Origin of the sequence: Pseudomonas sp. DP-17 (assembly GCF_022380625.1) — a bacterium.
Classification (GTDB): Bacteria; Pseudomonadota; Gammaproteobacteria; order Pseudomonadales; family Pseudomonadaceae; genus Pseudomonas; species Pseudomonas nitroreducens_A.
Genome location: NZ_JAKSXG010000003.1, coordinates 292,180 through 315,858, shown reverse-complemented (window position 1 = coordinate 315,858; position 23,679 = coordinate 292,180). Strand labels below are relative to the sequence as shown.

The 23,679-nt window shown below is 63.6% G+C and carries 31 protein-coding genes; 14 read left to right on the top strand and 17 right to left on the bottom strand.

Going from position 1 to position 23,679, the window contains the following annotated elements; all coding sequences use genetic code 11:
- Positions 1-92: 92 nt before the first annotated feature.
- The 3 genes from MJ122_RS08780 to MJ122_RS08770 are packed head-to-tail and all read left to right on the top strand — an operon-like array spanning position 93 to position 1,239.
- Positions 93-536 carry a structural protein P5 gene (locus tag MJ122_RS08780; RefSeq protein ID WP_239743787.1) on the top strand — a complete coding sequence of 148 codons (444 nt, stop codon included), beginning with the start codon at positions 93-95 and terminating at the stop codon, positions 534-536.
- Complete coding sequence (locus MJ122_RS08775) at positions 533-943, top strand: hypothetical protein (protein WP_239743786.1); 411 nt, start codon at positions 533-535, stop codon at positions 941-943. The genes MJ122_RS08780 and MJ122_RS08775 overlap by 4 nt, the downstream gene beginning before the upstream one ends.
- Positions 940-1,239: a hypothetical protein gene (locus MJ122_RS08770; protein WP_239743785.1), complete on the top strand. Its 300-nt coding sequence runs from the start codon at positions 940-942 to the stop codon at positions 1,237-1,239. The genes MJ122_RS08775 and MJ122_RS08770 overlap by 4 nt, the downstream gene beginning before the upstream one ends.
- Here MJ122_RS08770 and MJ122_RS08765 read toward each other — a convergent pair.
- From MJ122_RS08765 to MJ122_RS08745, 5 genes are all read right to left on the bottom strand, one after another.
- Positions 1,229-1,708 (bottom strand): hypothetical protein, encoded by a 480-nt coding sequence (locus MJ122_RS08765; RefSeq protein WP_239743784.1) that lies wholly within the window; start codon positions 1,706-1,708, stop codon positions 1,229-1,231. The genes MJ122_RS08770 and MJ122_RS08765 overlap by 11 nt on opposite strands.
- A gap of 68 nt (positions 1,709-1,776) precedes the next feature.
- Positions 1,777-2,250: an SOS response-associated peptidase gene (locus MJ122_RS08760; RefSeq protein WP_239743783.1), complete on the bottom strand. Its 474-nt coding sequence runs from the start codon at positions 2,248-2,250 to the stop codon at positions 1,777-1,779.
- Between the two features lie 262 nt (positions 2,251-2,512).
- On the bottom strand, positions 2,513-2,980 hold the full coding sequence (locus MJ122_RS08755; RefSeq protein ID WP_239743782.1) for a hypothetical protein: 468 nt from the start codon (positions 2,978-2,980) through the stop codon (positions 2,513-2,515).
- Between the two features lie 380 nt (positions 2,981-3,360).
- Positions 3,361-3,726: a DUF3509 domain-containing protein gene (locus tag MJ122_RS08750; RefSeq protein ID WP_239743781.1), complete on the bottom strand. Its 366-nt coding sequence runs from the start codon at positions 3,724-3,726 to the stop codon at positions 3,361-3,363.
- 179 nt (positions 3,727-3,905) lie between these two features.
- The gene (locus tag MJ122_RS08745) at positions 3,906-4,070 is read right to left on the bottom strand and encodes a hypothetical protein (protein WP_239743780.1); all 165 of its coding nucleotides are present in this window, start codon (positions 4,068-4,070) and stop codon (positions 3,906-3,908) included.
- Between the two features lie 157 nt (positions 4,071-4,227).
- Here MJ122_RS08745 and MJ122_RS08740 point away from each other — a divergent pair, with 157 nt between their 5' ends.
- Complete coding sequence (locus MJ122_RS08740) at positions 4,228-4,659, top strand: S24 family peptidase (protein ID WP_239743779.1); 432 nt, start codon at positions 4,228-4,230, stop codon at positions 4,657-4,659.
- A gap of 143 nt (positions 4,660-4,802) precedes the next feature.
- A complete protein-coding gene (galU, locus tag MJ122_RS08735) occupies positions 4,803-5,642 on the top strand; it encodes a UTP--glucose-1-phosphate uridylyltransferase GalU (protein WP_088421520.1) in 840 nt (279 codons plus the stop codon).
- A 59-nt stretch (positions 5,643-5,701) separates the two neighbouring features.
- Here galU and MJ122_RS08730 read toward each other — a convergent pair whose 3' ends face one another.
- On the bottom strand, positions 5,702-6,133 hold the full coding sequence (locus MJ122_RS08730) for a VOC family protein (protein ID WP_239743778.1): 432 nt from the start codon (positions 6,131-6,133) through the stop codon (positions 5,702-5,704).
- A gap of 88 nt (positions 6,134-6,221) precedes the next feature.
- On the opposite strand from MJ122_RS08730, the gene gorA reads away from it, so the two are divergent.
- Positions 6,222-7,580: a glutathione-disulfide reductase gene (gene gorA, locus MJ122_RS08725; RefSeq protein ID WP_239743777.1), complete on the top strand. Its 1,359-nt coding sequence runs from the start codon at positions 6,222-6,224 to the stop codon at positions 7,578-7,580.
- A gap of 76 nt (positions 7,581-7,656) precedes the next feature.
- Here the strand turns inward: gorA and MJ122_RS08720 are convergent, their stop codons facing one another.
- A complete protein-coding gene (locus tag MJ122_RS08720; protein WP_088421523.1) occupies positions 7,657-8,655 on the bottom strand; it encodes a bile acid:sodium symporter family protein in 999 nt (332 codons plus the stop codon).
- A gap of 134 nt (positions 8,656-8,789) precedes the next feature.
- On the opposite strand from MJ122_RS08720, the gene MJ122_RS08715 reads away from it, so the two are divergent.
- Complete coding sequence (locus MJ122_RS08715) at positions 8,790-9,116, top strand: hypothetical protein (RefSeq protein WP_239743776.1); 327 nt, start codon at positions 8,790-8,792, stop codon at positions 9,114-9,116.
- 105 nt (positions 9,117-9,221) lie between these two features.
- Positions 9,222-9,695, top strand: a complete 474-nt coding sequence (locus MJ122_RS08710; protein WP_239743775.1) for an Lrp/AsnC family transcriptional regulator — start codon at positions 9,222-9,224, stop codon at positions 9,693-9,695.
- 31 nt (positions 9,696-9,726) lie between these two features.
- Here MJ122_RS08710 and MJ122_RS08705 read toward each other — a convergent pair whose 3' ends face one another.
- The gene (locus MJ122_RS08705; protein WP_088421526.1) at positions 9,727-10,233 is read right to left on the bottom strand and encodes a DUF1993 domain-containing protein; all 507 of its coding nucleotides are present in this window, start codon (positions 10,231-10,233) and stop codon (positions 9,727-9,729) included.
- 88 nt (positions 10,234-10,321) lie between these two features.
- Positions 10,322-11,035: an endonuclease I family protein gene (locus MJ122_RS08700; protein ID WP_239743774.1), complete on the bottom strand. Its 714-nt coding sequence runs from the start codon at positions 11,033-11,035 to the stop codon at positions 10,322-10,324.
- Between the two features lie 446 nt (positions 11,036-11,481).
- Here MJ122_RS08700 and MJ122_RS08695 point away from each other — a divergent pair, with 446 nt between their 5' ends.
- On the top strand, positions 11,482-11,847 hold the full coding sequence (locus MJ122_RS08695) for a hypothetical protein (protein ID WP_239743773.1): 366 nt from the start codon (positions 11,482-11,484) through the stop codon (positions 11,845-11,847).
- A gap of 7 nt (positions 11,848-11,854) precedes the next feature.
- Here the strand turns inward: MJ122_RS08695 and MJ122_RS08690 are convergent, their stop codons facing one another.
- Both MJ122_RS08690 and MJ122_RS08685 read right to left on the bottom strand, forming a co-directional pair.
- Positions 11,855-12,040 carry a hypothetical protein gene (locus MJ122_RS08690; protein WP_088421529.1) on the bottom strand — a complete coding sequence of 62 codons (186 nt, stop codon included), beginning with the start codon at positions 12,038-12,040 and terminating at the stop codon, positions 11,855-11,857.
- A 111-nt stretch (positions 12,041-12,151) separates the two neighbouring features.
- A complete protein-coding gene (locus MJ122_RS08685; RefSeq protein WP_088421530.1) occupies positions 12,152-12,466 on the bottom strand; it encodes a transcriptional regulator in 315 nt (104 codons plus the stop codon).
- A 222-nt stretch (positions 12,467-12,688) separates the two neighbouring features.
- Here MJ122_RS08685 and MJ122_RS08680 point away from each other — a divergent pair, with 222 nt between their 5' ends.
- On the top strand, positions 12,689-13,069 hold the full coding sequence (locus MJ122_RS08680) for a hypothetical protein (protein WP_239743772.1): 381 nt from the start codon (positions 12,689-12,691) through the stop codon (positions 13,067-13,069).
- A gap of 222 nt (positions 13,070-13,291) precedes the next feature.
- The gene (locus tag MJ122_RS08675) at positions 13,292-14,677 is read left to right on the top strand and encodes a CoA transferase (protein WP_239743771.1); all 1,386 of its coding nucleotides are present in this window, start codon (positions 13,292-13,294) and stop codon (positions 14,675-14,677) included.
- Here MJ122_RS08675 and MJ122_RS08670 read toward each other — a convergent pair.
- From MJ122_RS08670 to MJ122_RS08655, 4 genes are all read right to left on the bottom strand, one after another.
- A complete protein-coding gene (locus MJ122_RS08670) occupies positions 14,664-15,230 on the bottom strand; it encodes a flavin reductase family protein (protein ID WP_239743770.1) in 567 nt (188 codons plus the stop codon). The genes MJ122_RS08675 and MJ122_RS08670 overlap by 14 nt on opposite strands.
- Before the next feature lie 21 nt (positions 15,231-15,251).
- On the bottom strand, positions 15,252-16,169 hold the full coding sequence (locus MJ122_RS08665) for a bestrophin family ion channel (RefSeq protein WP_239743769.1): 918 nt from the start codon (positions 16,167-16,169) through the stop codon (positions 15,252-15,254).
- Between the two features lie 143 nt (positions 16,170-16,312).
- Positions 16,313-17,188 (bottom strand): 3-hydroxyisobutyrate dehydrogenase, encoded by an 876-nt coding sequence (gene mmsB / locus MJ122_RS08660; protein ID WP_239743767.1) that lies wholly within the window; start codon positions 17,186-17,188, stop codon positions 16,313-16,315.
- A 135-nt stretch (positions 17,189-17,323) separates the two neighbouring features.
- Complete coding sequence (locus MJ122_RS08655) at positions 17,324-18,832, bottom strand: CoA-acylating methylmalonate-semialdehyde dehydrogenase (protein WP_239743765.1); 1,509 nt, start codon at positions 18,830-18,832, stop codon at positions 17,324-17,326.
- 132 nt (positions 18,833-18,964) lie between these two features.
- Here MJ122_RS08655 and MJ122_RS08650 point away from each other — a divergent pair, with 132 nt between their 5' ends.
- Together MJ122_RS08650 and MJ122_RS08645 are read left to right on the top strand one after the other, a co-directional pair.
- The gene (locus MJ122_RS08650; RefSeq protein WP_088421537.1) at positions 18,965-19,861 is read left to right on the top strand and encodes a LysR family transcriptional regulator; all 897 of its coding nucleotides are present in this window, start codon (positions 18,965-18,967) and stop codon (positions 19,859-19,861) included.
- A 77-nt stretch (positions 19,862-19,938) separates the two neighbouring features.
- On the top strand, positions 19,939-20,379 hold the full coding sequence (locus tag MJ122_RS08645; RefSeq protein WP_239743763.1) for a hypothetical protein: 441 nt from the start codon (positions 19,939-19,941) through the stop codon (positions 20,377-20,379).
- Positions 20,380-20,422: 43 nt separating this feature from the next.
- Here the strand turns inward: MJ122_RS08645 and MJ122_RS08640 are convergent, their stop codons facing one another.
- Both MJ122_RS08640 and MJ122_RS08635 read right to left on the bottom strand, forming a co-directional pair.
- Complete coding sequence (locus tag MJ122_RS08640; RefSeq protein WP_088421538.1) at positions 20,423-21,124, bottom strand: YebC/PmpR family DNA-binding transcriptional regulator; 702 nt, start codon at positions 21,122-21,124, stop codon at positions 20,423-20,425.
- Positions 21,125-21,256: 132 nt separating this feature from the next.
- Positions 21,257-22,657 carry a PLP-dependent aminotransferase family protein gene (locus MJ122_RS08635; RefSeq protein ID WP_239743761.1) on the bottom strand — a complete coding sequence of 467 codons (1,401 nt, stop codon included), beginning with the start codon at positions 22,655-22,657 and terminating at the stop codon, positions 21,257-21,259.
- 172 nt (positions 22,658-22,829) lie between these two features.
- On the opposite strand from MJ122_RS08635, the gene MJ122_RS08630 reads away from it, so the two are divergent.
- Positions 22,830-23,603, top strand: coding sequence for a class II aldolase/adducin family protein (locus tag MJ122_RS08630; RefSeq protein WP_088421540.1), 774 nt, complete (start codon positions 22,830-22,832; stop codon positions 23,601-23,603).
- Positions 23,604-23,679 lie beyond the last annotated feature (76 nt).

Below are 23,679 nucleotides of genomic sequence, written 5' to 3'. Positions count from 1 at the left end.
GGATATCAAATGCCCATCACTGAGCAGCAGCTCTTGCGCATCTACCCCAACGCCGACCTTCGTGCCGGCGTTGTCGTTTCTGGAGACCAGCCATGACCACCCGAGGCGTCCGCAACAACAACCCCGGCAACATCGACTTAAACCCGCGCAATGCCTGGCAGGGCCAACTCGGTTTGGAGCTGGGCGTGGCCAAGCCTCGCTTCGCCCGGTTCGATACCCCAGAGAACGGCATCCGCGCGCTCGGCAAGCTGCTGCTGGCCTACCGCGGCAAGGATGGCATGCCCGGTATCGGCGGACCCGGCATCGACACCGTGCGCGAAACCATCAACCGCTGGGCGCCGGGCAACGAGAACGACACCGAGGCCTACATCGGCGCCGTGGCCAAGGCCCTGGGCGTGCAGCCCAACCAGGCGATCGACGTCCGGCTGCCGGCGACGTTGCGGGGCCTGGTGGTGGCGATCATCCGGCACGAGAACGGTGGTGTGCCGTACCCGGGCGCGGTGATCGATGAGGGTGTGCGGAGGGCGTTGGCATGAGTGCTGGCTGGAAGGCTGGTGCGCTGGTGTTGGCTGTCCTGCTGCTGGTGGCCGCCGGCGCCGGCCTGGGCGCATGGCTCGCCGCCGGGCACTACCGGCCGCAGCTGGCCACAGCCCAGAAACAGATCGCTGACAGCTCGGCCGCCATGGCGAGTTGCGCGACCTCGCGAGAGAGCCTGGCCGCCGGCGTCGATGCGCAGAACCAGGCCTTGGTACGCCTGCAGGCTGCCGCCACTCAGGCCGCAGAAAGTGCGCTGGCCGCCCAAAAGGCAGCAGAGGGCAGGGCTCTGGCTGCTGAGCAGAGCGCCCAAGTCATTCTGGCCGAGCGAATCCCGGCAGGTGCCGAGGTCTGCAGCGCGGCGCGCCAGGCATTCGACAAGGAACTGGCACAGGAGCGTGCGCGATGAGGGTGATGTTGATCGGTCTCGCCCTGGTGCTGGCAGGCTGCCAATCCCAGCAGCAGGCGCCTATGCCGGAGCCGCGCGTAGTGGAGGTCCAGGTTCCGGTGGCCGTGCCGTGCAAGTTCATACCGGTGTCGCGGCCGGTATTCGCCGTCGACTCTCTGCCACTGGGCGCGGCTGTCGATGTACAGATGCGAGCCCTGCGCGCGGAGCGGAAACAGAGACAGGGCTACGAGATGAGATTGGAAGCCGCACTGCTCGGCTGCCAAGATGGCATCAATACCAAGTCAATCAGCGATTAAGCTGTTCCCACTTAAAACCACTGATAAGAACCATGCAGCAGGCATCGAGAGACGCCTTTATGGTCCTAGCAGTATGCAGAAGTTCAAATTGCTGCGCGGCTGATGTTGGCGTTGCTTGAGCAAAGGCGGCGGAGTTCTTCAGGTCATTGAAGTCATCCAGAACCTCCTGAATTTCTTGCTTTGTACGGCAGTCGATTCTGGAGTTTGCGGCGGCCATCAGTCGAATGCAATCAGACGCCTGTGCCAACGATATCCCTTCCTTGGCGCTGAGAGCTGAAACTTCATACCTTGGAGCTTTTATGGTCTTAGCGAATAGCGACCAGATACCATGCTCAATTGCTTCAATCGTTACTGCCAACGCCCCGAGTTTGCTACCAATGTTCTCTGGAGCGGCGGTCAAACGTGCCACGTCGTTTTTTACCCTGCTACCCATCCCTGGAACACTCGCCACTGCCACGTTGTCGAACAAATGATACGCATGATGGCTAAATGATGCATCCCTTGATTTTTCAAAGGCAATGTAATAGCCCTATATCGCTAGATCGGATCGATCAGCTGCGCGCCCTGGTTCCTGACACTCCCAACGTCCGTGGAAATGCGGTAGGCCTCGAAGTCCTGTCGCGCCAGGGCAATGGTGTCGTAGGCCAGTTCAAGCGAGGTTTCCGGCGACAACCAAGTGGCCCACTGCTCGGGCGCCAGTATCACCGGCATCCGGTGGTGAATGGCCGACACCAGGCCCTGGGCCTCTTTGGTCAGCAGCGCGCAGGATGTGATCGGCTCGCCCTCTGGCGGCGACCAGGTCGACCAGATCCCGGCGATCGCCAGCACACCGTTGTCGATAGCGTGGTGATAGTAGGGCTGGTTCACCGGCCGGCCCGCCTTGTTTTTTACCTGCTCCTTCTCATTCCATTCGTACCAGCCTGCCGCCGGCATCAGGCACCGCTTGTGCCGGATGGCATCCCGCCACATTGGCTTCGTCGCCGCTTCTTCGCTTCGTGCGTTGAAGGTCATAGGCGGCAGCTTGTCCTTCTTCCACCAGAACGGGATCAGCCCCCAGCCGCGACCACTTCCTGTTCTCCCGCCTCGTTCAGGAGCACCATCGGCACCTGGCTGGTCGGCGCGACGTTGTACGCGCGATCAATCCAGCGCCCGGAGTTCCCCCGCGCTATATGCCAGTACCGCTCCATCGCGACTTCCTCTGGCGTCACGTACCGTCCGCACATCCTTCAGCCTCCCGAGTACGGCCAGCGCTTGTCGCCGGCGCCGGCCGGAATCATTTCCCGCAGCTCAAACAGCTCTTCACCATCGCAGACGATCCGCAGGCCCTGGACGTCGCCAGCGAGCTCACGGTCGAACCTGCGACGTGCAGGTACAGTTTTGGTGGCCGCCCGTCGATGTTGCCGAGCAGATTCCGCTGTAGGTCGTGGTAGTGGCCTTCGGGCCCAATCTCGCCGATCACTTCACCGTTGACCAGAACATGGTAGTAGCAGCCCAGACACCAGTGGGTTTCCCTGGTGATGTTGTGCTCGACATTCCAGGAGTAGGCGCCGAGCGCGCGGGTGGCCATTTCCTGGCGCTCGGACAGGCAGATCAGCCCCAGCTGGTAGCCCTCGTCGGCCTGCGCCAACAGGTAGTGGTAATGATCATCGGTTCGGTAGAGGAAGGCGCCGCGGTCGCACAGCGCCGCCTCCCACCGGTACTTCAGCAGCCGACGGTCTTCTTCGTGTTGGGTGTACTTCATGGTCCGCCTCCCGAGTCAGGGGAGGGGAAGAATACTGTATTAATGTACAGCTTCAAGGTGAGGCGACGGGAGGAGGCTGAGCGTGCCCAGGACGGGCGAGGCGGGAGAATTCCGGTCCGCAATGAAATTTGGCCCCTTGCTGGGAGCGGCTCACAAGAGACCCTTGGGAGTTCGGTTGCGGACCGGAAAACGACGCAAGATCTTAATATATAAAGGAATGGCGAGTGACTTAAAATTTCTCGCCCTTTGGGTGTGCCGGTTCGAGGCCGGCTTCGGGCACCAATTTTTCTGTCTTCCCTCAGTGCAGATGAATCCCTGGGGCGAGGCGGGCACCGTCTATAAAAAACCCGGCTTGAGCCGGGTTTTTTATTGCCTCGTGTTCAGGCGCCAATGTTGGCCATCGAGCGCAATTTCGCGCCGGCCTTGACGATTCGACGCTGACGCAGCGGCCCGGCTGCTTCGTAGAAATTCTGCAGCGGCACTTCTTCCTTGAAGTGATCGGCGTCGCGCTCCTGCAGGGGGCCGAATTCAGTTGCCAGATCACGGCGAATACGGCTAACGAGGCTGGCCAACAGTTCCTCGTTACGTTGCTCTTCCAGGCGCACTACGCGACACGCAATATGTTCGTCCGCATTCTTGCTCAGCGTCATGATCAGATTGCCGTCCGGTCGAGCGGTGAAGCTCACGTCAAAATCAGCAAAGACCTGGCAGAGATATTGGGCGGCAGGCAGACGGTCGATTGGCATGGGTGTCGTCCTCGGCGGTGAATGGGGATTCCTTCCCATGCATTGCAGAGTGCATGCCAAGCGGGGTTGAAATTTTATTCTTTTAAAATCAATAGCTTGTGTTTGTTCAGCGTTGCGCTTGCCATGCGATTTGCATGATTCCCCTCAAAGATCATGGCAATTTGCATGGCATGAACCGTTCAATGCGGAAGGGGATGATGTCCTGAGCTCGAAGCCTTGTCCTTGCCGCGTGGCTTCTGCAGGCGCGCCCGGCGCAGTGGCACGCGCAGGATGGCCCAAAGCGTGACTACCGCCAGCAGGATCCAGCCGAGAATCATGAGCGTGACGAACGTGCCTGGATTCATATCGATGTCCTCACCCCTCCCTAAGGGTAGCCCACCGCCACCGGGGCAGTGTCCTATCGGTTGAGCGGTCGTGGCCTTCGGAGGTTCCATTGAATGTCTTGCGGGTCGTGTATGCATCTGCTATCTGTATGTGTATACAGTATTCGGAGTGAGGCCCATGCAGCAAGCCAGTGGTGAGTCATCAAGCGCCGGGCGGACCCGCTTGAGGGGTGCCGAAATACCGCTACATACCTACATAGTTCGTGCTCATGGCGAAGGCATGACCGCGGCCGGTATTCGTGATCGTGACCTGTTGCTGGTCGATCGCTCGGAGCTCGCCGCGCCGGGGGAAATCGTCGTGGCGGCGCTCAATGGGGAAACCCTGATTCGCCGGCTGGCTATCGTTGACGGTTCGTTTGCACTGCAGGCGGCCAGCGAGGGCTTCCCCGTCATGAAGGTGGAAGAGGGTGACGAGCTCTCGATATGGGGAGTCGTGCGGCAACGTCTGTCGTTTGCGGAAGTCGCTTCGCCCACGTTCGCCAAATGTTCGTTCGGGGGGCTCGCTGGTCGCGGGCCAACGAGTGGCGGCAAGTTTTCGAACTTAACCTGATCCGGATGGGTCACATGGCCTTGCAACCGGTTTTGCAGCGCTTCGCAAGAATCGTGCAGCTTGCAATCCGGGGCATTGTAAGGCGGGCGCAGCCTGATTAGACTGCGCGCAACTCGCACCCCTGTCCCTCTCGAAGGACTCCCATGATTAAGAAATGTCTGTTCCCTGCCGCCGGCTACGGCACCCGCTTCCTCCCGGCCACCAAGGCCATGCCCAAGGAAATGCTGCCGGTGGTGAACAAGCCGCTGATCCAGTACGCCGTTGAAGAGGCGCTGGAGGCCGGTCTCGGCGAAATCGGTATCGTCACTGGCCGTGGCAAGCGCTCCCTCGAAGACCACTTCGACATCAGCTATGAGCTCGAGCACCAGATTCGCAACACCGACAAGGAAAAATACCTGGTCGGTATTCGTCGCCTGATCGACGAGTGCACCTTCTCCTATACCCGTCAGATCGAGATGAAAGGCCTGGGCCATGCCATCCTGACCGGCCGCCCGCTGATCGGCGACGAGCCCTTCGCCGTCGTGCTGGCTGACGACCTTTGCCTGAACCTCGAAGGCGACAGCGTTCTCAAGCAGATGGTCAAGCTGTACAACCAGTTCCGCTGCTCCATCGTGGCGATCCAGGAAGTGCCGCCGGAAGAGACCAACAAGTACGGCGTGATCGCTGGCGAGATGATCCGCGACGACATCTATCGCGTGAACACCATGGTCGAGAAGCCCAAACCCGAAGATGCTCCGTCGAACCTGGCGATCATCGGTCGCTACATCCTGACGCCGGATATCTTCGACCTGATCGAGCAGACCGAGCCGGGCAAGGGCGGCGAGATCCAGATCACCGACGCCCTGATGAAGCAGGCTCAGGATGGTTGCGTGCTGGCGTACAAATTCAAAGGCAAGCGTTTCGACTGCGGTAGCGCCGAGGGTTATATCGAGGCGACCAACTTCTGCTACGAACACCTCTACAAGACTGGCAAGGCCTGGTAATTCCCAACCTTTCCGTTCCTGGAAAAGCCACCTTCGGGTGGCTTTTTCGTTATCAGGTGTCACATGGAGCGTGGAATTGGCATTGCCTCCGAGCCAGGTCCCAGCGGCTGCCCGTAGCTGAACTCGACGTAGTTGCCGGCGGGGTCGCGGAGACCACAGTAATAACCCACCGGGTAGATGTCTTCCCGCGGAGCCCAGATCAGACAGCCAGCGGTTTCGGCCTCTTTGGCTATGCGATCCACTTCCTCAACGCTGTCCACTGCGAAGCCGAAATGGCTGTAGTCATCGCTGGCGAGGTGGCGCTCCTGCCCGCCCGGCATGATGACGAAGATGAAGCGGTGCTCCTTGCCCGGCTCAGCCATCCAGACGATACGCGAGCCCTTGCCTTCGCGCTCATGGATGACGCGCATGCCGCAGAATCGCTCATAGAAGGCGACGCAGGCACCGAGGTCGGGCACGTGCAGGGCCAGGTGGGTCAGGGTCGGGTGCATGGCAAAACCTCCTTCGGGGCGGGCAGTTGGCAGGATAGGTCAGGCGCCATGAGGTATGCTGCCCGTCATATCCAAGCGGAGAATCATGATGTCTTTCGATTTTGACCTGTTCGTCATCGGTGCGGGTTCCGGCGGTGTGCGCGCCGCGCGCTTCGCCGCGGGCTATGGCGCCAAGGTGGCCGTTGCGGAAAGCCGCTACCTGGGCGGCACCTGCGTCAACGTCGGTTGCGTACCGAAGAAGCTGCTGGTGTACGGGGCGCACTATCACGAAGATTTCGAACAGGCCGCCGGATTCGGTTGGACCCTGGGCGATGCGAAGTTCGATTGGTCGACGCTGATCGCCAACAAGAACCGCGAAATCCACCGGCTCAACGGCATCTACCGCAACCTGCTGGTAAACAGCGGCGTCACGCTGCTGGAAGGGCATGCCAGGCTGCAGGATGCACATACCGTGGAAGTCGACGGGCAGCGCTTCAAAGCCAGGCACATCCTCATCGCCACCGGCAGCTGGCCCCAGCTGCCGGACATTCCCGGCAAGGAACACGCAATCACTTCCAACGAAGCCTTCTTCCTCGAGTCGCTGCCGCGCCGGGTGCTGGTGGTCGGCGGGGGTTACATTGCGGTCGAGTTTGCCGGCATTTTCCATGGCCTGGGCGCACAAACCTCCCTGCTGTACCGCAAGGACCTGTTCCTGCGTGGCTTTGATCGCAGCGTGCGTGAGCACCTGCGCGATGAGCTGACCAGGAAGGGGCTGGATCTGCAATTCAACAGCGACATCGCACGCATCGACAAGCAGGCTGACGGCAGCCTGGCTGCTACCCTCAAGGACGGTCGCGTGCTGGAGGCAGATTGTGTGTTCTATGCCACCGGGCGCCGTCCGCAGCTGGATAACCTGGGTCTGGAGAACGTCTCCGTGGCGCTGGATGAGCGCGGCTATGTGAAGGTGGATGAGGCTTATGGTACGAGCGAGCCGTCGATCCATGCCATTGGCGATGTGATCGGCCGCGTGCAGCTGACGCCCGTGGCCCTGGCGGAGGGCATGGCGCTGGCGCGCAAGCTGTTCCGCCCGGAGGAGTACCGTCCGGTTGACTACAAGCTGATTCCCACGGCGGTGTTCAGCCTGCCGAACATCGGTACCGTTGGGCTTACCGAGGACGAAGCGCGGAGCGCCGGGCACAAGGTGAAAGTCTTCGAGAGCCGCTTCCGGCCGATGAAGCTGACGCTCACCGAAAGTCAGGAGAGAACCCTGATGAAGCTGATCGTCGATGCCGAGAGTGACAAGGTGCTGGGCTGCCACATGATCGGTCCGGACGCCGGGGAAATGCTCCAGGGCATCGCCATTGCGCTGAAAGCCGGGGCGACCAAGCGGGTGTTCGATGAAACCATCGGCATCCACCCGACGGCCGCCGAGGAATTCGTTACCATGCGCACGCCCGTCGGCGCCTGACGGCGAGGGCAGCCACAAAAAAGCCGGTGCATCTGCACCGGCTTTTTTGTGGGCGTCGTGCGCATGGACGCAGCCGTCAGTTACTGCGCTCCAGCGAAGCATGACCCTCTTCCTGACGCTGCGAATAGCGCTGGGCGAGCACGGCACAGACCATCAACTGGATCTGATGGAACAGCATCAGCGGCAGCAGGATCACACCCACGGTGCTGCTGGCGAACAGCACCGAAGCCATTGGTACGCCGGTAGCCAGGCTCTTCTTCGAACCGCAGAAGATGATGGTGATCCGGTCCTCCAGGGGGAAGCCCAGCCAGCGCCCCAGCAGGTTGGTAGCGACCAGTGCCAGTGCCAGGAGCACGCAGCAGGCCACGACCAGGCCGGCCAGCGCCGGCAGCGGAACCTGGTGCCACAGGCCCTGGATGACAGCCGCGCTGAAGGCGGTGTAGACCACCAGCAGGATCGAGCCCTGGTCCACGTAGCGCAGCACAGGCTTGTGGCGCTCCACCCAGGCGCCGATCCATGGGCGCAGCAGTTGGCCGGCCACGAAGGGCACCAGAAGTTGCAGGGTGATCTTGCCGATGGCGTCCAGCGTCGACATCCCGGTATCGCCGTGGGCACCGATCAGCAGTTGTACGAGCAGCGGAGTGACGAACACGCCCAGCAGGCTGGAAGCCGATGCGCTGCAGATGGCTGCCGGAATGTTGCCTCTTGCCAGCGAAGTGAAGGCAATCGCGGATTGCACGGTGGCGGGCAGGGCGCAGAGGTAGAGCATCCCCAGATACAGGTCCGGGGTCACCAGGGGCGATAGCGCCGGCTTGAGCGCGAGGCCGAGCAGGGGGAAGAGGATGAAGGTGCAGGAGAATATCAGCAGGTGCAGGCGCCAGTGAGTGGCGCCGGCGACGATCGCTTGGCGCGACAGCTTCGCACCGTGGAGGAAGAACAGCAGTGCGATGCCCAGGTTGGTTATCCAGCCGAAGACGACGGCAGCGGTGCCTTCGCAGGGCAGCAGGCTGGCGACGGTCACGGTGGCGATCAGCGCCAGGGTGAAATTGTCGGGGAGCAGGCGTGGGCGAGCCATGGGCACATCTCTCATCGTTGTTGTGTGTGAAAGACCGCTAGGGTCAGGTTCGCACTTTAAGCCCGGGAGGATGTGCCGGCTAGCGCCAGAAAGTCAGCTTATGTCGCTGAAAGGACAGTTTCAGAGCCCTGCACGTGAAGATCGACGGAGCACACGCTGACCATGCCGCGCATGCGCTGGGCGATTACCTCGGCGCGGTAGCGCGGCAGGGTGTTTACGCGCAGGGCGATGTCCAGCCAATCTTCCCGGCGCCAGGCCTCTACCTCGGCCGGCACGTGGCCCTGGAGCGCGAACTGGTTCAGCAGTCGACAGAGGATATCGGCATCTATTTCAGCGCGGATCAGGTAGCGCACGTCGGCGGCCGCTTCGGTGGGGACCGGGCGCTCCTGTTGATCCAGGGGGAATTCGACGAGATGGAGAGCGGGAAGCGTCATGACGGCTGGCCGATGCAGGAGAAGTGAGGAGTATTCTGCGGCCCATGCCGGGGATTTATTTGCCTGTTTTTAGCCGCTAGGCGTGTATGTGTGCATTAATGATTCTCTAAATTTGTAAAGGACGAATCATCTATGCCCATTTCATTGGATGCTCACGACCGCAGGATCCTCGCCCTGCTGCAGGAGGAGGCGACGCTGTCAACGGCGGAGATCGCAGAGCGCATCGGCCTGTCCCAGTCGCCGTGCTGGCGGCGGATTCAGCGATTGAAGGAAGAAGGGGTGATCCGCAAGCAGGTGACCCTGCTGGATCGCAAGAAGATCGGCCTTAACACGCAGATATTCGCCCAGGTAAAGCTCAACGCCCACGGGCGCAATCATCTGACGGATTTCGCTCAAGCCATGGAAGCTTTTCCAGAGGTACTGGAATGCCACGTCCTGATGGGAGCCGTGGACTTCATGCTGCGCATCGTCACCGAGGATGTGGAGGCCTACGAGCGCTTCTTTTTCGAGCGGCTGTCCCAGGTCCCCGGCGTGCAGGAGATCAACTCCATCGTGGCGCTCTCGGAGATCAAGTCCACCACCACATTGCCGCTGCCGCGCGACTGAAGGGCGCCGGTGGGACCGGCGCCCGGAGCGGTCAGACGCCGCCCAGATAGTCCATCTTGCCGACCTCCACGCCGTTGTGGCGGAGGATGTCGTAGGCCGTGGTGATGTGGAAATAGAAGTTCGGGTTGACGAAGCTCAGCAGGAAGTCCGAGCCCTTGAAGCTGACTTCGCGGGCGCGCAGTTTCAGTTCGATGGTGCGGTCTTCGGCGCCTTCGAACTGCTCGGGCTTGAGGGTCCTGAGGAATTCGACCGTCCTGGCGATACGCGCCTGCAGTTCGTCGAAGGTGGTTTCGTCGTCGACGTAGCTCGGCACCTCGACGCCGGCCAAGCGCGCGCCGGCCCCCTTGGCGGAGTCGGAGGCAATCTGCACCTGGCGCGCCAAGGGGAACATGTCCGGGGCGAGGCGGGCGTTGATCAGGACGGACGGTTCGATGGACTTGGCCTGGGCATGTTCGGCCGCCTTGGCGAGGATCGCCGATAGGTTGCCGAGCATGCGGATGAAGACGGGGACGGAGGCCTGGTAGATCGAGAAGGACATGCTGCGTACTCCAGACAGAAATAGTTGGGCTCGTCGCGCTGGACGGCTGTCGGAGTCTACTGCTGGCGTTTGCGGCTGTCGCCAGGCTTCAGCGCCTGGCCACTTTCGGTGACGGGCAGCGGTCGGTCTCGATCGAACCGACGTAGGGGTTGCCCCAGCCCATCACGCAGCCAACCATCTGGTTGCGCTGACGCTCCCAGGCCTCCACCGGGTATTGCTTGCTCCAGGCGCTGAACAGCTGACGATCCTGCTTGGACAACTTCAGGCCGTAGCGGTCGCTCATGTAGAAGTAGGTGCGGGCGATCATGCCGCGAATCTGCGGGCGGGGCATGGCCTTGCGCGCCTTGAAGTCCACCACCATCGGGCAGGCACCATACTGAGAAGGCTTCTGCTGCAGCCAGCCGAAGCTGTAGTTGGCGCGGTCGCCGTTCACCTCGCCGATGCTCGGCACCAGATTGTGCAGGTCGGCTTCGGCTTTCTGATATACCCGGTCGTTGCGCGAACAATTCTTGCGTCCGCCGCTCTGCCAGCACTGGCGTTGATGGCCAATCACCCAGGCGGGGACTATGTGTTCCCATTCGATGTGCGCGGCCCGGTTGGCATTCTTGCGTGGGGTGTAGCCGCAGCTCTTCAGGTCGACCCTGGTGCCGTTGTAACGGCAGCCGCAGTAGAACTCCACCGACTGGCGGGCGTACAGCTTGCGTCCCACCTTCTTGGCTTCCTCGAAGGTGCGAGGGGCGGCGGCGGAGGCGACAGTGGGAATGGCGAGGATCAGCAGCAGGGTCAGGCAGCGTCCGAACATGAGGCATTCCTTACGAAAGTCGCTGCATCTTACTGATTGAGAAAGAAATGCCAATCGTGGCAATGGAATGGCAAGGGATGGAGTGTCAGGCTGAGGTACTGGTTGATCCGTTGCGCCATGCGCCTGCTGGGAGGGTTTCGCAACAGGTCTCCATTAGTTCATGTAATGACTTATGAATATTGTCTATATGTCTGTTTTAAAAGAAGAAAATATTCTACAAAACGCTTTAAGAGTCGATGCTATCCGATTGTTCCAGCAAAGGCCGAGACTCTCGCGTGGGGTTGGGCCGCTAGGCGGGACCTGTGCGGACAATTTCCGGATGTATAACGTGATAAAACAGTCATAACCATATGATTTATAACAGTTTGTACTGAGTGATCGCATTGCCCTGCGCCGAGAGGCAAGGCTTGATAAGCTGGAGCCTTTCCATCATTCGGGAGATCGTCATGATCGGTCTCAGAAGCCTCGGGGTCGTCGTCTGTTGTGCCCTGGCCATGCCCCTCTACGCACAGCAGTTTTCCACGCAGGACGGACAGTCCCGGCAACGCCAGCAGAACCAGCCCCAGTGGCAGCAATCACCGCCGGCGATCCAGCGCATCTACATCAGCCCAGGTGCGAGCGGCAGCGTGGAGAGCTCCTCCAGCTGGCAGCGCAATGAGGGTTATGGAGGCGTTCAGGTGCCGCGCAGCTACGGCGAGACGCGCTCGGGCACGGTGATCATCGACCAGGGCAGTGGCGGTATCCGCCAGAGCATCGAGTACCCCAACGGCGCGGTCTATCCGCGCGGCAATGGCTATTACCTGCAGCAGTAGGTCGAGGTCAGTCGATCAGGTCGTCGCGGGTCAGGCGGGACTTGCGCAGGCCACCGTGGCTGTAGAACAGCCCGGTATCGCCGCGCCAGTGGAAGAGTGTGGCGAGAAATGCGGAGCTGACCCGGCCCACATCCCAGCTACGGAGTTTGCGGTAGGCCCGGATCCAGCTGTTGTCGGAGGAGGCGTCGCTCATGGAATCGTCCTTGATTCGGCAAGCGGGAAAGTGCATGGGACATTAGTGCGCCGGGTGGGCCTTCGCAAGTCGCTGCTCCCGCAACTGCGACCTGCGACATGGCCCGCGCCTTCAGGCGGTGCTCGCTGCCTTCGCCTCCTCGACGTATTCCTTCAGCCAGCGCAGGACTTCCACGGCGTCCCAGCGGCTGGGATCGAACATGGCATAGGCCTGGCCCTGGTAGCCCACCACATCCAGCGGCCGGTGATAGCCGGCGCGCTGCATCAGGGCCTCGATTTCCGCGAAGCACACGTTGAAGTGGGTGCGGCTGAAGGGCGTCTTGCCCTCTGTGACCAACCCCTCCAGCAGCAGTTCCGACACGGCCTCGCTGACTTCCTCGATGGCCATGTGATTCACTGCGTATTTCAGCTGATGGATGCTCACCATCGCTTGCTCCTCAATGGGGTTCTTGCCCATGCCCTGTGATACGAGGTGGTCGACGTAGCCAATGGACTGTGGCCTTTCGTCGAGGTTTAAAAAATTTTCGCAAAATACTGTATGCATGAACAGTATTTTCTCCTAGTATCCCTCTCGCGGTCTGACAGAAAACCTGAAGTGCCCGTCGCCGTTGGCCTGGCGGGCATTCGTCGACGAACAGGAGCGATGGCGATGCTGCAGAAACTGATGCTTTGCGCTGGTGTGACGATGCTGGCGGGTTGCGCCCAGCCCCAGGCGGATGTCCCGCGTGCCAATGGCGCCTACCTCATCATCGAGGGCAAGGAGGCCTGGGCCGTGCTGGTGGCCGACGGCAAGCGCATCGAAGAGCGCGGCACCGTGCGCGACGCCATCCGGTTGCCGAAGGAGCGCTCGGCAATTGCCGCCAGCTATGTGATCGACACCCCCAATTGCGGCCGTCTGCAATGGCTGACCGAAGGCGAGGGTGACTCCACCGTGCGCCTGTCTGCCAGGGGCGAAGCGGATGATCTGTCTGCTTGCCAGATCAGCGAGGGGCTGAGCCGCGTCTGGACCGCGCTGGATTATTCGAGCTGAGCAACCGCTGCAGCATCCGTTCCCAACAAAATGTTTCGGTTGCTCCTCCCTTCACATTTTTTTCACACCCAGGGGCAGAGGATGGAAACCAGCTAAGGGATTAGCTCCCCATCGAAAAGCCCGCTTCAAAGCGGGCTTTTTATTGCCTGTCGACCAAGGTCGGCTCGCCTGCCTGACGCTGCGCGGGTAAGGTGGAACTCCACGGAAGAGGCGGAGATTGCGATGCAGCGGGTTCTAGCCGAACGACTCTGGACAGCCCTGGGCGGACAGTCCGAACGCCTGAGTCACCTGGCCTTTCGCAGCGAAGGCTCGCTGCCTTCGGCGTTCTTCGTCACCGAGCTGGCTGCCGCCAGCATCGCCAGCGCCGGGCTGGCGCTGAACGAATGGCTGGCGCCGGAATCAGCCGCCGCCACCTCGATGGTCGTGGACCGTCGCCTGGCTTCGTTCTGGTTCGCCACATCATTGCGCGCCCAGGGCTGGACACCCCCTGACCTGTGGGATGCCATCGCCGGCAACTACCGCACCCGCGACGGCTGGATCCGCCTGCACACCAATGCGCCCCATCACCGTGCCGCCGCCCTGCGGGTCCTCGGAGCCGAGAGTCACCGTGATCGGGTCGCAGACGCCGTGGCGAACTGGGACGCGGCAGGGTTGGAGCTGGCAATCGTGAAGGAAGGCGGCTGCGCTGCCGAGATGCGCTCCTGGGACGCCTGGAAACAACATCCGCAAGGCATCGCCGTTGCCCGCGAGCCGCTGGTATTGCGCGATATCCAGCTTGTGTCGGCGCCATCGCTGGATATCGGGATCGACCGCGAGCGCCCCCTGGCCGGTTTACGGGTGCTGGACCTGACCCGGGTGCTGGCGGGGCCGATTGCCACGCGCTTTCTGGCTGGATTCGGCGCCGAGGTCCTGCGCATCGATCCGCCAGACTGGGATGAGCCCGGCGTGGTGCCGGAAGTCACCCTGGGCAAGCACTGCGCACGTCTGGACCTGCGTCTTCCCGCGGATCGCGAGCGCTTCCAGACGCTGCTCGCCAGCGCCGATGTGCTGGTGCACGGCTATCGGGCCGATGCGCTGGAGAGGCTGGGGTTTGGCGCCGATGTGCGCAGGACCATCGCGCCAGGATTGGTGGATGTCAGCCTGAACGCTTATGGCTGGTCGGGCCCCTGGAGCGAAAGGCGTGGCTTCGACAGCCTGGTGCAGATGAGCAGCGGTATCGCCGAGGCCGGGCGCGTCTGGCGCGGTGAGGAAAAACCCGTGCCTTTGCCGGTGCAGGCGCTGGATCATGCTACCGGCTACCTGATTGCCGCGGCTGCCTTGCGTGGCTTGGCCGAACGGCGTCGCAGTGGCCGTGGGAGTCGGTGGCGTCTGTCGCTGGCGCGTACGGCGCATTGCCTGCTGGAGGCGGGTGTTTCGTCGGTGGGTTCGCTGGAGCTGGCGGCGGAGACGGCCGCCGATCTGGCGCCGGGCATCGAGACAACGCCCTGGGGCGCGGCGCGGCGCTTGCGTGCGCCGCTACAGATAGCGGGCTCGCCGCTCTACTGGGAATTGCCGGCTTCCGAGCTGGGCTCGGCGCCGGCAGCCTGGCAGCCGGTCAGCCCCGACTGACCTGGAACGCCTCGCCGGTGGCGAAGAAGGCGCCGCCCGCCTGGTAGTGAATGGTGCGCAGCTCGTCACTGGGGAAGTGCCAGCGGCCATTGGAGAAGGCGCGCTCATCCGCGTAGGCGGCGACGACTTCGGCAATGAACAGGTCGTACTTCTCCTGATTGTGCGGCTCGCTGATCACCTTGCATTCCAGGTAGGCCACGCAGTGGTCGATGATCGGCGCTTCGACCTGCTTCGCGCGGGAGGTGCCGATGTCCAGGCGTTCGAACTTGTTGCCCTCCCCACCATTGCTCGAGCCCACTGCCAGGGTCAGTTCGGCCTGCTGGCGCGTCGGCAGCTGGATGACGAAGGCGCCCGAACCTTCCACCAGATGGCGCGACCAGGTGTTGCGGTCCAGAACCAGCATCAGCTTGGGCGGATCGAAGTCCAGCGGCATGACCCAGGCGGCGGCCATGACGTTGGCGACGCCCTCATGCTCGCTGGTGACGATGGTGCTCGGGCCATGGTTGAGCAGCAGGTAGGCCTTGTTCAGCGGCACGTCTTTCAGGTGGTTCATTCAGAAGTCCTCAGGGCCGGATCAGAGCAGCAGGCCGTCCACCGGCGTCGGCGGTTCGGGCAGGTCGGTCTCGCCGAGGAGTTCCAGCACGGCGATTTCCAGGTTGCGGCTCATGGCGTCCAGCGGCAGGTCGTTGGGTTGGGTATCGAACGGGTCGGCGATCTGGTCGCCCAGGGCGTCCAGACCGAAAAAGGTGTAGGCCAGCACGCACACTGCCAAGGGGGTGAACCAGCCGATGCTGTCCACCAGGCAGAAGGGCAGCAGGAAGCAGTAGACGTGCACGATACGGTGCAGCATCAGGATGTAGGGGTAGGGGATCGGCGTGTTGCGGATCCGTTCGCAGCCGCCCAGCACGTAAGACAGCCGGGTCATCTGCTGGTCGATGGCGGCGAGCGCAACGTCACTGGCGCCGCTGGCGCGGCCACGGTCGGCAAAGCGCTGGCCGAGGTTGGCGAGCAGCACGTTCGTCGGGCTCCGGCTGGCGGCCAGCGTGGCAGCCTCGTCGCCCAGCAGGCGGCGCACGTCGTCACTCTGCGGGGTGCCGCGCAGTTGGTCGCGCAGGGCATAGGTAAAGGCGATCAGTTGATTGCCCAGCTGGCGACGGCTTTCGTTGTCCAGGTCCGGCAGCAGCGAGCGGGTCTGCCGCGCCAGGTTGCGGGTGACAATCAGCAGTTCGCCCCAGAGCGTGCGTGCTTCCCAGAAGCGCTGGTAGGCGACGTTGTTGCGAAAGCCCAGGAAGATCGCCAGCGTCAGACCCCAGAGGGTGAATGGCGTGGAGGTGATGATCACCTTGTAGTGGTAGAGCGTACCGTGGGTGGCCACCACCAGCGAGCTGAGCAGGACGGTGTACAGCACCTTGCGCCAGATGGCGGGGATGATCGAACCCTTGAGCGAGAACAGCAGGACCCAGAGTGTCGGGGTTTGCGGGCGGAGGATCATCGGGCGGCATCCGGTGGGGCGGAGCGCGCATGATAGCCGAGATAGGCGGATTGCTGGGGTAGGTGTAGGAGCGGACTCCGTCCGCGATAGGTCAGCATCGCGCCGGAGATCATCGCTGGCGGAGTCCGCTCCTACGTAGGGTTTCAGTTCTGTTCGTACAGCTTCACGATGGCCGAGAAGTCCAGCTTGCCGTTGCCCTGGTTGCTGAAGGTCTGGAACAGCTGCTGGGCCAGCGCGCCGAGCAGCACCGGCTGGCGCACCTGGCGCGCGGCCTCGCTGGCAAGGCCGAGGTCCTTGAGCATCAGGTCGGTGCCGAAGCCGCCACTGTAGCCGCGCGCCGCCGGGGCGCCGGTGAGCGGGTTGTTCACCTCCGAGCTCCAGCAGCGGCCGCTGGAGGTGTTGATGATGCCGGCCAGCACTTCTGCATCCATGCCCAGCTTCACACCCAGGGACATGGCTTCCGCCACGCCGATCATGGAGATGCCCAGCAGCAGGTTGTTCGCCACCTTGGCCACCTGACCGTTGCCGGTGCCGCCGCAGTGCACGATGTTCTTGCCCATGGCCGCCAGCACCGGGCGGGCGCGCTCGAAGTCGGCCTGTTCACCACCGACCATGAAGGTCAGCGTGCCCGCGGCGGCGCCAGCGGTGCCGCCGGAAACCGGCGCATCGAGCATCGGGTTGCCGTGGGCGAGGGCGGCGGCGGAGACCTCGCGGGCGTTCAGCGGGTCGATGGTGGACGAGTCGATCAGCAATACGCCGGGCTGCACGTTGGCCAGCAGGCCGTCCTCGCCGAGGTAGACCTGTTTCACATGGGCGGCTGCCGGCAACATGGTGATGATCACCTCGACATCGTCGCGTGCCACTTCGGCAGGCGATGCCAGGGCGCGGGCGCCAAGGGCCACAGCCGCTTCCACGGCCTTGGCGGAAAGATCGAAGACGCTCAGGTCGAAGCCGGCCTTGAGCAGGTTGGCAGCCATGGGGCCGCCCATGTTGCCGAGTCCGATGAAACCGATGCGCATGGGTTGATCCTCTTCTTGTTCGGGGCGCCTCAGGGCAGGCGCGAAAGGAGATGCCCGCCCGCGTGGCGCCGGGTCCGGACCAGCCTCCTTGCTGACGTCCGGGCCGGCTCGGGGCGAGCGGGCGGGCAGGCTTTGCTACTTGAGGTTGATGGTGGTGTTCACCGCGCCGCCGACCTCGTTCTCGTCGAACCAGCGTTCGGTGACGGTCTTGGTTTGGGTGTAGAACTGCACCACCTGCTTGCCGTACGGGCCCAGGTCGCCCAGCTTGGAGCCGCGCGAGCCGGTGAAGGAGAACAGCGGCACCGGCACCGGGATCGGCACGTTGATGCCCACCTGGCCGACGTCGATCTCTTCCTTGAAATGCCGTGCGGCGGCGCCGGAGCGGGTGAACAGCGCGGTGCCGTTGCCGTTGGGGTTGGCGTTGATCAGCTCGATGGCCTCGTCGAAGGTCTTCACCGACACCACGCAGAGTACCGGGCCGAAGATCTCCTCGCGGTAGATGGTCATTTGCGGGGTGACGCCGGAGAACACGGTCGGGCCGACGAAATTGCCCTTGGCATAGCCCTCGACCTGCGGATTGCGGCCGTCCAGTTCCAGCTTGGCGCCTTCCTGGGCGCCGCGTTCGATCAGTCCACTGACGCGGTCCAGCGCCGCGCAGGAAACCAGCGGGCCGACGTCGGTGTTGGCCTCGGTGCCGCCGCTGACCTTGAGGGTCTTGGCCTTGGCCACGAGGTCCGGAATCCAGTCATGGGCTTCGCCCACCAGGATCGCCACCGACAATGCCATGCAACGTTGCCCGGCGGCGCCGAAGGCCGCGCCGGCGATGGCGTTGAGGGTCTGCTCCTTGTTGGCGTCGGGCAGTACGATGGCGTGGTTCTTCGCGCCCATCATGCACTGCACGCGCTTGCCGGCCAGGGAGGCGCGGTTGTAGACGTGGGTGCCGACGCGGGTGGAGCCGACGAAGGAGACGGCCTTGATGTCCGGATGGTCGCAGATGGCGTTGACCACGTCCGGGCCGCCATGGATGACGTTGAGCACCCCCGGCGGCACGCCGGCATCATGGGCCAGTTCGACCAGGCGCATGGTCACCATCGGGTCCTGCTCGGAGGGCTTGAGGACGAAGGTGTTGCCGGTGGCAATCGCCATCGGGAACATCCACAGCGGGATCATCGCCGGGAAGTTGAAGGGCGTGATGCCTGCGCACACGCCGATGGGCTGCAGGATAGTGAAGGTATCCACGCCGCCGGCCACGTTGTTGGCCAGCTCGCCCAGCTGCAGGTTGCCGATCCCTGCGGCGTGTTCGACCACTTCCAGGCCACGGAACACGTCGCCTTCGGCATCAGGCAGGGTCTTGCCCTGTTCGGCGGTGAGAATTGCCGCCAGCTCCTTCATGTTCTCGCGGATCAGTTGCTGGTACTTGAGGAAGATGCGCGCGCGGGCGCCGATGGGGGTCTTCTTCCAGGTCTTGAACGCGGCCTTGGCGCTGGCTACGGCGCGGTCGACTTCCTCGGGCGTGGCGAAGGGCACGCGGGCGAGGACTTCCTGAGTGGCGGGGTTGATCACCTCGCGCCATTCGGAGGTGGTGGACTCGACGGGCTTGCCGTCGAGGAAGAGTTTGACGGTCGGGACGGCAGTAGCGGTCATCGGGATTCTCCCAGCCTGAAGGCTTTTGTTGTTGTGTGGTCCGATCCTAACAGTGCATTTTTGATGTGCTCAATGCGGTGATGTGCAAGTATGCTCTGCGTTTTTGCACAGACAGCCTGCGCTGAGGCCGATATGGACTGGGACAACCTGCGGTTTTTCCTCGAGCTTTCCCGTGCCGGCAAGCTGACCGTTGCCGCCCGGCGCCTGGGGGTGGATCACACCACGGTCGCTCGCCGCTTGCAGGCGCTGGAGAAGAGCATCGGCGCCCAACTGCTGGTGCGCGAGCCCGCCGGCTATCGGTTGACCGAGGCCGGCCACGGCCTGTTGCCCCAGGCCGAGGCCATGGAAAGTGCGTGCAAGGTGATCGAGAAACGCCTGGCCGGCGCCGAGGACAATCTCTCCGGCAAGGTACGCATCGGCGCCACCGAGGGATATGGCTCGACGCTGCTGACCTCGCAATTGGTAGAGCTGAACCAGCGCCACCCGCACCTGGGCGTCGATCTGCTGGCGGTACCTCGCGCGCTGCAGCTGTCGCGCCACGAGGCGGACATCGTCATCACCCTGGAGCGCCCCGGCCGCGGGCCGTACATCATCACCCGGCTGACCGACTACGTGCTGCGCCTCTACGCGTCGAAGAACTATCTCGCCGAGCGTGGCCCCATCCGCAATCGCGACGACCTGCGCGAGCATGCCCTGGTCGGCTATGTCGACGACCTGCTCTACAGCAAGGAGCTTCAGTACCTCGACGAGATCGGCCGGCCGCTGCACATGGCGCTGCGCTGCACCAGCATCCTTGCCCAGCAGCGCGCGGTAGCGGAGGGCGCCGGGCTGGCGATCCTGCCGGCGTTCGCGGCCGCCGAGGCCCCGTCGCTGCAACCGGTGCTGGCGGGGGAGATCGAGTTCGTGCGGACCTTCTGGATGCTGATGCCGACCGAGCTCAAGGATATCGCGCGCATGCGCACCACCTGGGATTTCCTGCGGGAGAAGGCCGAGGGCAGTCAGGACGTACTGATGGGCCGCGCCGTTTGAGCGCAGCCAGGATCAAAGTTTCAACAGTGACAGGGACTCGCCAGGAACGCGCGGGACCCGTTTGAGGAGAGGGAAGCATGGCTGAAATCATTCCGCTGTCGGCGGAGCTCGAACACCAACTGGCCGACCTGCAGCAGCAGGCCCTGACGCTGCTTCAACTGGCGCCCGAGTTGCCACCTCATGAGGTGGTGGCGGCGATTACCCAGTACATACGCGATGCCAAGGCGCAGCAGCGCGAGGTGGACGACGACGCGGTGTTCGCGCTCGGTGCCCTGCTGGGGCGGCAGTTCGTGCTGGGGCTGGGCTGGCACTGGGGCGATGTCGCCTGGGACGAGGATCCCGACACGGCGGCCATCGGCGTGCTCAATCCGGATGATTCGCTGTTCAACAACCCCATCGGCTGGGTCAGCCAGGCACTGGCCAGCGAGGGTGGCGTGACCTTCATGCTGAGCTACAACATGATCCAGGCCAATCAGACCCCGGTCTTCGAGCCGGGGAGTGCGACCGGGCTGTACTGAAGTGCAGCGAGGGCTGGGTATGACCCAGCCCTTGTGCTGCTGGTTACGCCAGGCCGACGTACAGGTTCTGCACGTCGTCGTTGCCGTCCAGGGCATCGAGGAAGGCTTCGACTTCCTCCAGCTCTGCGCCGGACAGGCTCACCGGGTTCTTCGCCTTGTAGCCCAGCTTGGCCGAGGCGACGGTGAAACCCTGCTCGGGCAGGGCGCGGCAGACGGCGTCCAGGTCAGTGGAGTCGGTGAGGAACAGGGTGTCGCCTTCTTCCTCGCCCGGCTCGAAGTCCTGGGCTCCGGCCTCGATGGCGGCCAGTTCCGGGTCGGCGTCAGCGCTGGCCGGGGTGGCCTCGACCAGGCCCAGGTAATCGAAGTCCCAGGAGACCGAGCCGGAGGCGCCCAGCTGGCCCTTGCGGAACAGCACACGGATTTCCGCGATGGTGCGGTTCACGTTGTCGGTCAGGCACTCGACGATCACCGGTACGCGGTGCGGGGCGAAGCCTTCGTAGACCACGCGCTCGAAGGTAGCCGCGCCGTCCAGCAGCCCGGCGCCCTTCTTGATGGCGCGCTCCAGGGTGTCGCGCGGCATCGAGGCCTTCTTGGCCTGTTCGACGACCAGGCGCAGTTTCGGGTTCATGTCCGGGTCGGCGCCGTTGCGCGCGGCGATCATGATTTCCTTCGACAGTTTGCCGAACACGCGGCCCTTGGCGTTGGCGGCGACTTCTTTATGTTTGGCTTTCCACTGGGCGCCCATAGTGATCTCTTGCTGGCGGTTACTGATGGGCAGCAAGTCTAAGGGCTGGCGCGGCCGCTGGCGATATCTGGCGGACCGGTGAGGGGTTTTTCGCAGGGCGTACCCCCGTTCGCAGTTGTACGCCGATGCGCCCTAGGGGGTGGCCTCGCCCTGGGCGGAGAGGAAAGCGTACAGCCGCTCATCCAGCGAGTGCGCGACGTTGAAGCGCATCCACGGCACGCTGCGGCCGTCGGGCATGAACAACTGGCCGGGGAACAGCAGGATCTTCGCTTCCTTGGCACGGCTGGCGAGCAGGGTGGCGTCGTCCACCGCGCGGTGCCGGGCCCAGAGGAACAGGCCGGCGCGAGGTTCATGGAAGATTTCCAGGCCGGCGGCTTCCAGGCGCCGCGCCACGCTGTCGTGGGCTTCGCCGAGCTGGTCGCGCAGCTGGCGCACATGCTTGCGGTGGCGGCCCTGGAGGAGGATGTCCAGGGCCAGTGTCTCGGTGAGTTCCGAGCTGGTCAGGCCGCTGACCATCTTCAGCGGCACCAGCTCCTCGATCAGTTCCGGGTGCGCGGCGATGAAGCCGGTGCGCAGCGCCGGGGCGATGATCTTGGACAGGCTGCCGATATAGATGACCCGCGCCAGTTGGTCGAGATTGGCCAGGATCAGTTGGCCGGCGGGGTCGAGATCGGCGTAGATGTCGTTCTCGACGATGAGGAAATCGTATTTCTCCGCCAGTTGCAGCAGGCGGTGCGCAGAAGCCAGCGACAGGCTGCCGCCGGTGGGGCTCTGCAGGCGCGCCTGGGTGAAGTAGACCTTGGGTCGGTGCTCGCGGGCCAGTTGCTCCAGACGATCCAGGTCCAGCCCATCGGCGCTGCGGGGCACGCCCAGCAACTGCGCGCCCTGCAGGCGCAGGTTGAGGAACAGGTTGTGGTAGCCGGGCTCATCGACCAGCACCGGGTCGCCGCGCTGTACCAGGTAGCGCACGGTGAGGTCCAGTGCCTGGCTGGCGCCGGCGGTCAGCAGGATCTGCTCGGGGCTGGCGGCCACGCCGGCGTCGCCCAGGCGGTCGGCGAGCTTGCCACGCAGCCTGGGGTTGCCCTTGCTGTGGCCGTAGTTGCCGAACTGGCTCGGCTCTTCGCGCGCCAGGCTGCGCAGTCCGCGCTGCAGGCCTTCGCCATCGAGCCAGTGCTCGGGCAGCAGGCCGACGCCGGGACGCAGCTCCATGCCCAGTGGCTGGAAGACCTTGTGCAGCAGCAGGTGGGCGTCGAAGTCGAACTCCGGTGGCGTTTCGCTGCCGGCGCTGTCCTCGACCACCGGGCCGCGCACGTAGAAGCCGGCGTTGGGCACGGCGTTCAGGCAGCCGCGCGCCACCAGCCGGTCATAGGCCTCGACCACAGTGAAGTGGCTGACACCGTTGGCCTGGGCGAACTTGCGGATCGAGGGCAGCTTGGCGCCGGGGCGCAGGCGCTGCTCGTCGATGGCCTGGGCGATGCCATCGACGATCTGGCTGACCAGGGGAATGTCCGAGGTGGGGTCGAGCAACAGCATCCGAAGGTCCGATTCTCGTGGGGAAGGATCTGTACAGGTCCGTGGACCATAACAGCACTGCAATTTCTGCGATGTCCCTGTGCATGGTGCGGGCCGGGCGTGGCCAGCACACTCGGTCACGTGAAGCGGCAAACCGCCGCACCGCCTGAAAGAACAACAAGGAACGCCCGTCATGCGTGACACAGCTTACAACATCGATCCCTCGAGCATTTCCGCCGAAGAGTGGCAGGCACGCTGCGACCTCGCCGCGCTCTACCGGCTGATCGCCCACTTCCGCTGGACCGACCATATCGATACCCACATCTCCGCGCGGGTGCCGGGTGAGCCGGGGCATTACCTGATCAACCGCTACGGCGTGCTGTTCCACGAAATGCGCGCCTCCGACCTGGTGAAGGTCGACCATGCCGGTGACGTCATCGACCCGCGCTTCGGCCCGAAAAGCGTCAACCGTGCTGGCTTCAACATCCACTCCGCGGTGCACGCCGCCCGCGAGGATGTGGCCTGCGTGATCCACACCCACACTGCCGCCGGTATCGCGGTGTCCGCCCAGGAGGACGGCCTGCTGCCGATCAGCCAGCACGCGCTGAAGTTCTACAACCGCCTGGGCTACCACGACTACGAAGGCATTGCCCTGGACCCGGACGAGCGCTCGCGCCTGGTCAACGACCTGGGCAGCCACATGGTGATGATCCTGCGCAACCATGGCCTGCTGGCCACGGGGCGCTGCATCGCTGAAGCCTTCAACCAGATCTATTTCCTCGAGCGTGCCTGCCAGGCACAGGTCCAGGCCCTGGCCGGCGGGCGCCAGCTACGTTACCCGCCGCACACCGTGTGCGAGCGCGTTGCCGTGCAGGAAGAGGAGGCGCTGGCCGACGGCCTGCACCTGCTCGCCTGGGAATCGGCGCTGCGCCTGATCGAAGACGGTGCAACCGTCTACCGCACCTGACCCTGTTATCGCGCCCCGGTCCACAGAGGCCGGGCGCCTGCGTGCTTGAACCATCTGCCAACAACAAAGCCAAGAG